This is a genomic window from Pseudomonas sp. Yb2C2 (assembly GCF_052112325.1).
Classification (GTDB): domain Bacteria; phylum Pseudomonadota; class Gammaproteobacteria; order Pseudomonadales; family Pseudomonadaceae; genus Aquipseudomonas; species Aquipseudomonas marginalis.
The window spans coordinates 370,278-380,382 of sequence record NZ_JAVAJK010000004.1; the positions used below are offsets into that span (position 1 = coordinate 370,278).

8 protein-coding genes and 1 rRNA gene are annotated in these 10,105 nt (G+C 61.0%); 3 read left to right on the forward strand and 6 right to left on the reverse strand.

What is annotated here, in order from left to right; translation table 11 throughout:
* Nucleotides 1–29: 29 nt before the first annotated feature.
* Both rimI and Q8X51_RS08040 read right to left on the reverse strand, forming a co-directional pair.
* Complete coding sequence (rimI, locus tag Q8X51_RS08035) at nt 30–482, reverse strand: ribosomal protein S18-alanine N-acetyltransferase (RefSeq protein ID WP_003188286.1); 453 nt, start codon at nt 480–482, stop codon at nt 30–32.
* The gene (locus Q8X51_RS08040) at nt 475–1,218 is read right to left on the reverse strand and encodes a hypothetical protein (protein WP_051429386.1); all 744 of its coding nucleotides are present in this window, start codon (nt 1,216–1,218) and stop codon (nt 475–477) included. The genes rimI and Q8X51_RS08040 overlap by 8 nt, the downstream gene beginning before the upstream one ends.
* A gap of 187 nt (nt 1,219–1,405) precedes the next feature.
* Between Q8X51_RS08040 and mksB the strand changes: the two genes are divergently transcribed.
* From mksB to mksF, 3 genes are read left to right on the forward strand one after another with little or no spacing between them, the layout of a single operon-like run.
* Nucleotides 1,406–2,683: an Mks condensin complex protein MksB gene (mksB, locus tag Q8X51_RS08045; protein WP_065948505.1), complete on the forward strand. Its 1,278-nt coding sequence runs from the start codon at nt 1,406–1,408 to the stop codon at nt 2,681–2,683.
* Nucleotides 2,673–3,380: an Mks condensin complex protein MksE gene (gene mksE / locus Q8X51_RS08050; protein ID WP_065923985.1), complete on the forward strand. Its 708-nt coding sequence runs from the start codon at nt 2,673–2,675 to the stop codon at nt 3,378–3,380. The genes mksB and mksE overlap by 11 nt, the downstream gene beginning before the upstream one ends.
* On the forward strand, nt 3,377–6,217 hold the full coding sequence (mksF, locus tag Q8X51_RS08055; protein WP_074843607.1) for an Mks condensin complex protein MksF: 2,841 nt from the start codon (nt 3,377–3,379) through the stop codon (nt 6,215–6,217). Before mksE ends, mksF begins: the two co-directional genes overlap by 4 nt.
* Nucleotides 6,218–6,277: 60 nt before the next feature.
* On the opposite strand, the gene Q8X51_RS08060 is transcribed toward mksF, so the two are convergent.
* The 4 genes from Q8X51_RS08060 to rrf form a co-directional block, all read right to left on the reverse strand.
* A complete protein-coding gene (locus Q8X51_RS08060; protein ID WP_065923983.1) occupies nt 6,278–8,581 on the reverse strand; it encodes a PqiB family protein in 2,304 nt (767 codons plus the stop codon).
* Entirely contained in the window at nt 8,574–9,197 is a 624-nt protein-coding gene (locus tag Q8X51_RS08065; protein ID WP_407693066.1) for a paraquat-inducible protein A, read from the reverse strand. Before Q8X51_RS08065 ends, Q8X51_RS08060 begins: the two co-directional genes overlap by 8 nt.
* Nucleotides 9,184–9,843 (reverse strand): paraquat-inducible protein A, encoded by a 660-nt coding sequence (locus tag Q8X51_RS08070; RefSeq protein ID WP_065923981.1) that lies wholly within the window; start codon nt 9,841–9,843, stop codon nt 9,184–9,186. Before Q8X51_RS08070 ends, Q8X51_RS08065 begins: the two co-directional genes overlap by 14 nt.
* A gap of 152 nt (nt 9,844–9,995) precedes the next feature.
* A 5S ribosomal RNA gene (rrf, locus tag Q8X51_RS08075) occupies nt 9,996–10,105 on the reverse strand; the annotation flags it as partial.

Here is a 10,105-nt window from a genome sequence, read left to right on the forward strand (position 1 = left end):
TTGCCCTCCTCCCACATTGGTTCGTGTGTTTAATCGACGAGGGTGCAGGCCATGACAACCGCATCTTCGCGCCCGCCGACAGCCGGGTAGTAGTCCCGGCGACGCCCAATCTCGTTGAAGCCATAGCGCTCATAGAGGCGGAACGCTCCGGTATTGCTGTCGCGCACTTCCAGGAAGCATTCCCGCGCGTTGGCGGCATAGGCGCGGGACATCAGGTGTTCCAGCAGTGCCAGGCCCAGGCCACGGCCCTGGTTTTCCGGCTTGACGGTGATGTTCAGCAAATGCGCTTCATCGAGGATGATCTGCACCACGCCGTGGCCTACCTGCTGCTCGCCTTCGAACATCAGCCAGATCTGGTACTTGCCCAGCCCGTCGAGAAAGATCCCCCGGGTCCAGGGATGGCTGAATGCCGCGTATTCGATTTTCAGCACGGCGTCGAGGTCGGCCTCGGTCATCGGGCGGAAGGATAAAGCCTCACTCATCGGTTGTTTTCCAGCGCGCCATCAGCCGGCGCATGGCTTGCCAGACATCAGCCTTACGCTGTGGCTCTTCCATTAATAATTCCAGGCCCGGGAGGGCCCATACAGAGCCCAGGCCCTCGACCTGCAGTTCGCGGTACCAGGCTTCGGCGTTCGCTTCACCGGCAAACCGTACGGCGGGCAGGCCGATCAGCCACAGGCACACGCAGGGTTCGTCCTCCAGGCGTGCCGAGACGAAGCCTTGCACGAAATCCCGCGCCGCTTCCGGGCCCTGGTCCATGGTGCCGCGTACCAGCAGCGGCCAACGGACCGGGTCGCCGACGATTTGCGGGCTGTCGGGCAGGCCGGCGGCGCGCAGCATGTCCTTGAGCAGCATGTAGGCGGGGTCGCGGGTCTGGAAGCGCTCGCCGGTGGGTAACTCCACCAATAGCAGGCAACGCCCGGCCCGCAATAACTGCAGGGCAAAGCGTGGCGGCGGCACCACGGGGGCCTTGGCAACCGGCGCAGCCGCTTCGGCCACCACGGGCTTGGCCATTGGCCCCGGGCGCGGCACCTCGACCTTGACGCGTTCAACCGCAGGACGAGCTTCCAGTACGGGTTTGACCACGGCCACCGGTGCAGCCGCCTCCTCCCCCGAAACCTCGAACGCTTCATAGGGCTCAAGCGCCGCTAACAGCTCGGGCCGCGACGGGGCGGCGAACGGCAGTTCGGTGCGGGGCAGCCAGTTGACCACCTGCATGGCGGCCAAGTAAGCGCGACGTCGGGACTCGATAAGCACAGCTCGGCCACTTGTGGATAAGTAAAGAGCGGGGATTCTACCGCTGTTCGGTAACAATCGCCCACTGTGCACTGACCGGCTGTGGATAAATCCCGCGCCTGATGCAGTACAATCGCGACTTTTAATCGCCAACCAGCCGGCCATTCCCATGATCGAACCCAAGCGCGTCCTGCGCGCCCTCGCCGAACACTGGGCCTTACTTGAGCCACTGTGCGAACACTTCGACCAAGGCACCCTGAGCCTCGGCGAGCTGCGCGCACAACTGGCCGCCCAACAACTGGACAGCACGCCCCAGGACATCACCAGCCTGCTGGACGTGTGGATTCGCCTGGATATCCTGGTGCCTGTCGCCAAGAGCCCGAACCGTTTCGAGCTCAACGCGCAGATCCACGACTTCCTGGCTTATCTTCGCAAGGAGCACCGGCTTGGCCTGTGCCTGGAAATCGAAGCCTACCTGCGCCATCTTGAGCGCCTGGCCGGTTATATCCAGGATGCCTTCGACATCCGTGATGGCCACGACCTGGCCCGCCAACTGCGCCTGCTCGACATGCGCGTACGCGACGTACTGAAAAAACTCGCCAACGACGAACAGGCCCTCGCGGCCGTGGCCGACCGTGCCAAGACCAGCGACCGGCAGATCCCGCTGCGCCAGCGTTACGCCGAAGTCCTGGCGACCTGGGACGAGTACGTCGAACCGATGATCCAGCTGGTGAACGCCGACGGTGCCTTCGAGCAAGGCGTGCGCAAGGTGGAAAACGTGCTGCTGCGCATGCTCACCGAGCAACAGCGCCTCGGCCACCTGGTGGACGACGACATGCTGCTGCGCACCCACGCGCGCATCCTCGAAATGCAGACCAGCGCCCAGCTGACCTTGCGGCATGCCCGCGAGCTGCTGTTGCCGCTGCGCGAAGAAGCGCGTCGGCACAATGCCGTGACCCGCGGTGCGGCGCTGGCGCTGTCGGCCATCCGCCGTAAAGGCCTGGACGCGGTGCCGCAGGCGGCGATGCCGATGTTTACCCGACCGCAAAGCACCTTCCTCGGCAGTGCCAGCCAGGTCGAGGCCTATGTGTATGCCCTAGCGAACTTCGAGCCGAAACCGGCCCGGTTCCCCAAGGCGCACAAGTCCCACAAGGGCGAAGCCCAGCGCGCACCTCGGACGGTCAAGGAAATGCTCGAGCGCTGCGAAGACGCGCTGCCGATGCCGGACCTGATGACCTGGCTGCTGGAGCAGGAACCGGACGGTGCCACCGACGAATTGCTGTACTGGTTCTCGCGGCTCTCGCGGGAGAAACGCTTCAAGCGCGAGCGCCTGGAACGCCGCGACTACCACACACACGAGCACCAGGTCAGCCTGCGCTCATTCGCCCTGCTCCCGGCCGGCACCGACGCCGCCGAGCATCCTGCGAGTACACCTCATGCATCTTGATCTATCCGAACTGTCCCAGCTGGCGCCGATCTTTCGCGAGCTGTTCAAGGGTTACCACGTCAGCCGCCGCGACCCCGAGCTGTACGCGCAACTGTCGAACTTCCAGGACCAGTACCGCACGCTGTTCAAGGCCCTGGGCTTTGAGCTGGTGTGCGATACCCGTGGCTTCTACTACTTCGTGCCGGACTCCGCGATTGCCAGTGCGCAGGTCAACAAGACCGCCCAGCGCCTGGCGCTGTTCACCTTCATCATTGTCGAGCACCTGGCCGACCAGGGCCGCGACCCGATCGCCGTGCTCGACGGTGGCAGCCTCGGCCGTGATGAACTGCCGTCCCTGCTGGAAAAGTACCGCGACCTGTTTATCCAGGCCGAAGTGCAGACCCAGGAAGAACTCGAAGAAAAAATCATGCGCCGTATGACCCAGCTGGGTTTTGCCAGCGAAGACAACGGCATTTACCGCTTCCTGCCGCCGATGCACCGCTTCCTCGACGTGTGCCTTTCGGTGCAGCAGGACCGCGACCTGGCGGCCAGCGTACACAGCGTGTTGCCACTGCCGGTGCCGGTGATCATTGACGAAGACAGCGATGAAAAACTGCTGAAGACCGATGACCCGCTGGACCTCAGCGACTTCGCGGACGAAAGCGAAGAAGACGCACTGGCCCGCGCCATTGCCGAAGAACAGGAGACCGACGCATGAGCAAGGAACGCTACGGCATCCGCCGCTTCGCGCTATTGAACACTGCCGGCTACAGCTTGGGCTTGTTCCCGCTGGAAGAACCGCTGTCGGTGTATGGCGCTAATAACCTGGGTAAATCCGCGTCGATCAACGCCTTGCAGTTCCCGATCCTGGCGCGCATGTCGGACATGAGTTTCGGCAAGTACACCCTGGAGCAATCGCGACGCTTCTACTTCGCCACCGACACCAGCTACATCCTGGTGGAAGTCTCCCTGCCCCATGGCCCCCACGTAATCGGCGTGGTCGGGCGCGGCCCGGGCGGTGGTTTCGGGCACCAGTTCTTTGCCTACGCCGGCAAGCTGGACCTGGCCCACTATCAGAAAAACGACACCTGCCTGCGTCAGAAGGAGCTGTTCACCAACCTTGAGCGCGAAGGCCTGAAAGCCTACGAACTCAAGCCGGATGAACTGCGCCGTTTGCTGGTGGGTGGTCATACGTCGATCCCGCTGGACCTGACCCTGATCCCGCTGCGCTCCACCAGTGAGCAAAGCCTGAAAACTTTCCGCGCGTTGTTTATCAACCTGCTGCACATGCGCGAAATCACCGCGGCCAAGCTCAAGCAGCTGTTCCTCGATGCGTTCGAGCACAGCCTGCGTTCGGGTAGTGTGGATTACATCGCAGCGTGCGAAGAAGCCTTCCGCGATGTGCGACGCATGGAGCAGGACTACAACGCCCTGGTCGCTGCCGGCCCGCTGGTGGAAGCCCTGGCCAATGGCGTTCGCCAGCGCGACGCCCTGCGCGGCAAGCTGCATCGCCTGTCGCCGCTGCTGGATTCGCTGCTCGGCACCTGGTCGGACTATGCCAGTGCGCGCAAGGAAGAGCTGACCATCCAGGCCGAGCACTACCGCAACGAGCAGGACGCACTGCAGAACGACCAGCGTGGCGGCACCCAGGAGCTGATGCGCCTGGAGCGGGAAATCAGCGGCATCCAGCGTTGGCTGGGCGAATTGTCGGTGCTCAAGCATCGCTTTGCCCTGGTGGATGACGTCAGGGTCCTGGAGCAGCAATTGCTGGCGGCCAAGGACGCTCACGATGAACTGGCGGGCGCACTGGCGCAGTCGCGGCAGTTCAGCGCCGAGGATCTGGACGAGCGTCTGCGCGATCTGGAAAAACGCTTGAAGTCGGTCAAGCAGCAGCTGGATCACGCGGATAACAACAGCTATGCCAAGCTGCGCGAAGAGTTTTCGCAGCAGGACGTCGAGCGCCTGATGCGCCTGTTCAACAGTTCGTTGTTCAGCCTGCCATTGGGTGAACACGGCATCACGCTGGATGAGGACGGCCAGTGGGTCAAATCCCTGGAGCAGATCCTCGATGGCTTCAAGGGCGAACGTTTTGAAGTGCCGGGGCTGTCCATCGACATCTCCCACATCGAACCACCGGCGCTGCAGGCCCTGGCGGACCGCGCAGCGTTGCGCGACCAAAAGGAACGCCTGGAGAAAGAACTCAAGCAGCTGAAAACCCAGCAAGCCGTGGCCTCCGACCGCGCGGCGAGCAAGACCCAGACCGAAGCGCTGTACCAGCAGGTGCTGGACGCGCAAAAGGCGCTGGAAGACTTCCGTCGCGCGCAAACCCTGAGTGCCGAAGAAGGCGAAAAACTGGAAAACCTGGCACAGATGGAAGCGGCCCAGGATGAGTTGAAACGATCCAGCGATGCGTTCACCGAGCGCGTCCAGCAACTGTCCGCCAAGCTGCAGCTGGTGGGCCGCCAGATCGGCGATATGGAGGCCAAGCAACGTACGCTGGATGACGCCTTGCGCCGCCGGCAGCTGTTGCCGGCCGACTTGCCGTTTGGCACGCCGTTCATGGACCCGGTCGATGACTCCATGGATAACCTGCTGCCGCTGCTCAATGACTATCAGGACAGCTGGCAGGGCTTGCTGCGTGCCGATGGCCAGATCGAGGCGCTGTACGCTCAGGTGCGCCTCAAGGGCGTGGCCAAGTTCGACAGCGAGGATGACGTAGAGCGTCGCCTGCAATTGTTGATCAACGCTTATGCGCACCGCACCGATGAGGCGCTGACACTGGGCAAGGCGCGCCGGGCGGCGGTCACTGACATTGCACGAACCCTGCGCAATATCCGCAGCGACTACGACAGCCTGGAACACCAGCTGGCGCTGTTCAACCGCGAGATCAACAAGCGTCAGGTGTCCAACCTGCAAAGCTTCCGCATCGTACTCGCGCCGAACAAGGAAGCCCTCAAACATATCGACCAGATCATCCACAGTGCTGGCCAGTACGAAGAAGGCGAAACCCTGTCGGTGTTCGACCTCAGCCAAAGTGCCGAGCAGGACAACAAGAACGAAGAAGCCAAGGAATACCTGGCCCGCCTGGTGGCGGCCAACCATAACCAGTTGGGCCTCAAGGACCTGTTCGAACTGGCTTTCGAGATCACCAAGGTGCACGGTCAGCCGGTGATCCACACCGACATCGACGGCGCGGCGTCCAACGGCACCACCATGACCATCAAGGCGCTGACCAACATGTACTTGTTGCTGCACTTGATGGACCGTGACCAGGCCGGGCGTGTGCGCTTGCCGTACTACCTCGACGAAGCAGCGGATATCGATGAGAAGAACCAGGCGGCGTTGCTGGAAACCAGTTTGCAACTGGGCTTTGTGCCGATCCTCGCCAGTGTGAAGCCACAGGTGTCTGCCCAGGTGGCAATCGACCTGGAAGGCGGCAGCGGGCCGAACGGTATCTACATCGATGAGGCGGACTGGAAGTACATCCGTCGCCATGATGTGGTGAAGGCGACAGTGAATGTGCAGGCGGATGAGCCGGAGCTGGATGAGGTCTGACGTTTTGCGCTGAAATGCAAAAAGGCCGCGATCCGATGGATCGCGGCCTTTTTTGTAGCTTTATTTGCCGAGTGGGATTTTCGGTGCCCAGGTCAGCCATTCCTCTTCGAATTTGTCGAACAGCGGGAAGGTTTGCTGCGGCCGCGCGGCGTTGCCCATACGCTCGCCGTCTGGCGTGGCAAATGCGATACCGCCGGCCACAAGAGTCTCCAGGGACTCGGTGCGCACCGTCGCCCCCTTGAACAGGCCAAAGTCGAGGCCAAAGCCGCTGGTGTTCCAGAAGCGGCTGCCACTGCGTACCAGCGGCGCGTACTTGGGTTCGATGAGGATGTGGATCAGTACACGGTCGGCGGTCTGGCCCAACTCGTAGCCGGTCACTTTGCCCACGGTGACTTCACGGTAGGTCACCGGCACACCTTCCTTCAACGAGCCACGGCGTGCGGCGCTGAGTGTCAGGCTCAGGCCGGCCTCCTGGCGGACAGCTTCAGGGGGTTGGGCCAGTGCGACGAAGCTCTTCTGTGGACCGGCGTTTTTCGCAGCCGGCTGCACCTCGATGTATTGCCCGGTGACCAGGGTTTCCAGGTTGGAGGTTTTCATCAGGCCCAGTTCTGGCTTGACCACCCAGAACTGGCTGCCGACGCGCGCGATGCGGTCCGCTACTTGGGTAATACGTGCGCTGAGCAGCACCGATTGCATATCGGCACTGAGGTCCACGCTCTCGATCTTGCCCACATCCAGGCCTTTGAAACGTACCGGTGTGCCTGGACGCATACCGTCAGCACGCTCGACCCTGATGGTTACCAGGGTGCCATGCTGATTGGCCGCCTCACGGTCGGCAAACAAGCGGAATCGTGGAATGCGCTTTTTCAGTGGTACGTTCGGCTGCGGTGTTTCGAAGGCAATACCACCGGCCATCAGGCTGGCCAGGGACTCACTCTTCACCTGGATACCACCGGTGAGGCCGCCGGTCAGGGTCACGCCGCTGGCATTCCAGAAACGTGTCGAACCGTTAACCAGGTTTTCGTATTCCTTCTCGATATGAACGCCGATCACCAGCTGCTTGTTCTTGCGCGAGAACTGGTAGCTCTGCACCGAGCCGACCTTGACCTGTTTGTAGAGTATCGGGCTGCCGACATCCAGGGAGCCGAGGTTGTCGGTGAACAGCACCATGTGCAGGCCCGGGGAACGCAGGTCCAGCGGTGGCGCCTTGGCGCGGGCGACGAATTCGCGTTGCGGGGCGCTGCCTTTGTCGCCAGGACGAATGGCGATGTAATTACCTTTGACCAGGGCTTCCAGGCCGGTAATGCCGGCCAGCGAGATGGAAGGTTTGACCACCCAGAACTGGGTGTCTTGAACCAGGTAGTCTTCGGCCAATGGGTCGAGGGTCAGCTCGGCGTTGGCGCTGGACAGGTCCGGGTCGATCTTCAAGGTTTTCAGGCTGCCCACCTGAATGCCTTTGTACATCACCGGTGTACGACCGGCTTGCAGGCCTTCGAAGTCCGTGAGCTTGACCTTGGCCTTGATACCGGCAGCGGCCGCATCGAAATCTTCGTACAGGCGGAACGGCAGGCTCGGATCGGTCGGCGGGCTGTCCTTGCGATTCTCCGGCGTGGCGAAGGCAATGCCGCCGGCGACGATACTGGAGAGGGATTCGCTGCGCACCTTCACGCCGGAGAGATTGGCATCGATGCTGATGCCGCTGGCGTTCCAGAAACGGGTGTGTTTGCGCACAAGGTTGGCGTAGGTCGGCTCGATGTAGACCTTGATCTCGACGGTGCTCTGGTCCTCGGAGAGCAAGTAGCTTTTGACCTGGCCGACCTGTATCTGCTTATAGAACACCGGACTGCCACGGTTGAGCGAGCCGAGGCGGTCGGCCTTGATGGTCAGGTGCAGGCCAGGCTTGGCGTCGGACAAAGGCGGCTCTTCGGAGAGCGCCTTGAATTTGCGTGTGGGCTCACCGTCACCGGGGCTGGCGGCGATGTAGTTACCCGAGACCAGGGTTTCCAGGCCGGTGATACCGGCAAGGCTGACACTGGGCTTGACCAGCCAGAAACGCGTGTTGGTCTTGAGGTATTGCTCGACATCCTTGTTCATCTCGATGGTGGCAATCACCCCGCGATTATTGCCCTCGTCGTCAAGGGCAAGGGTCTTGACCTTACCCACGGACATGCCTTTGTAGACCACTTCGGTTTTGTTGGCCTGGATGCCTTCGCCGCTTTCAAAGCGCACCTGGATCTCAATACCCTGCTGGGAATAGGCACGCCACCCCAGCCAACCGCCGATGATCAAGGCAATCAGGGGAAGAACCCAAATGGCTGACCAGTTGGAGGCCGGGCGGGTTTTAGCTTTAGGCAAATCACTCATGGTCGTCGTCCGACTCCGTATTATCCCAAATCAGTCGGGGATCAAAAGTTACTGCGGCAAGCATCGTCAAGATCACCACACTGGCGAACGCTGCAGCGCCGAGGTTGGCCTCGACGCTGGCAAGCCGCCCAAAGTTTACGACCGCCACCAGGATGGCGATCACGAAGATATCCAGCATGGACCAGCGGCCAATGAATTCGATAAAGCGGTACATGATAATGCGCTGCTGCGCGGAAAGCGGTTGGTGACGTTGAACCGAGAACAGTAACAGGCCAATGCCCACCAGCTTGAACGTCGGCACCAGGATGCTGGCGATGAACACCACAGCCGCAATCGGGAACATGCCGTGCTGCACCAACTGGATCACACCGGCCATGATGGTGCTTGGCTCGCCCTGGCCGAGGGAGTTGACGGTCATGATCGGCAACAGGTTGGCGGGGATATACAGAATGGCCGCCGTGATCAGCAAGGCCCAGGTGCGAGTGAGGCTGTTGGGGCGACGGCCGTGGATCAGCGCACCGCATCGGGTGCAGGTTTGCTCATCGGTGTCAGGCTCTTGTTTGTTCAGCTCGTGACATTCAGTACAAATCAGAATGCCCGCATCAATCGCCCGCATGATCATCTTCCCCTGACAGTGCTTGCCAGATCTGGTGCGGCGACATCACCACCTCAAGCAGAACCTGAACCATTAATAGGCTGACAAAGCAAACCAGACCCAGGCCGATGGTGATTGAGGCCATGTCGGCGAGTTTCACGATCGCCACCAGTACGCCCATCAAGTAGACCTCCAACATTCCCCAATCTTTCATGTGGTGGTAAATGCGGTACAGCAGCAGGCCGTAACTACGGCCGATCTTCCAACGAATACTGAGCAGCACCGCCAGCTGGCAAAGCAGCTTGAGCAGCGGAATACCCATGCTGCATAGGAACACCACGGCGGCGACGCCTTGCATCCCGGTATCGAATAGACCGACTACGCCACTCCACACAGTGTCCTCTGAGGACTGCCCGAGCAGATTGAGCTGCATGATGGGCAGAAAGTTCGCCGGGACGTAGAGCAACAGCGCGGCGAGTACCAGAGCGAGGCTGCGCTCAACGACATTATGGCGGTGAGCGTAGAGTTCATAACCGCAACGCGGGCATTGGGCTTTTTCACCGAGGGCGAGCATGGGTTTGCGCATCAGCAAGTCGCACTCATGGCATGCCACCAAGTTGTCCAGTGGTAAATCCGACACCTCAAGGGCATCAACCGGATCCGGCATAGATAGGGCTCTGACTCTAAAAAAGGTTAGGTGCCTATTCTAGTGGTCTGGTTCAGAAATAACTGTGCAAATTTGTCGTGCATCTTTCCGCACTTTTCGACCGCCCAAAACAAAACCCCATCTGCTCTCGCAAATGGGGTTTCGGAATTTAATCTTGACGATGACCTACTCTCACATGGGGAAACCCCACACTACCATCGGCGATGCATCGTTTCACTGCTGAGTTCGGGATGGGATCAGGTGGTTCCAATGCTCTATGGTC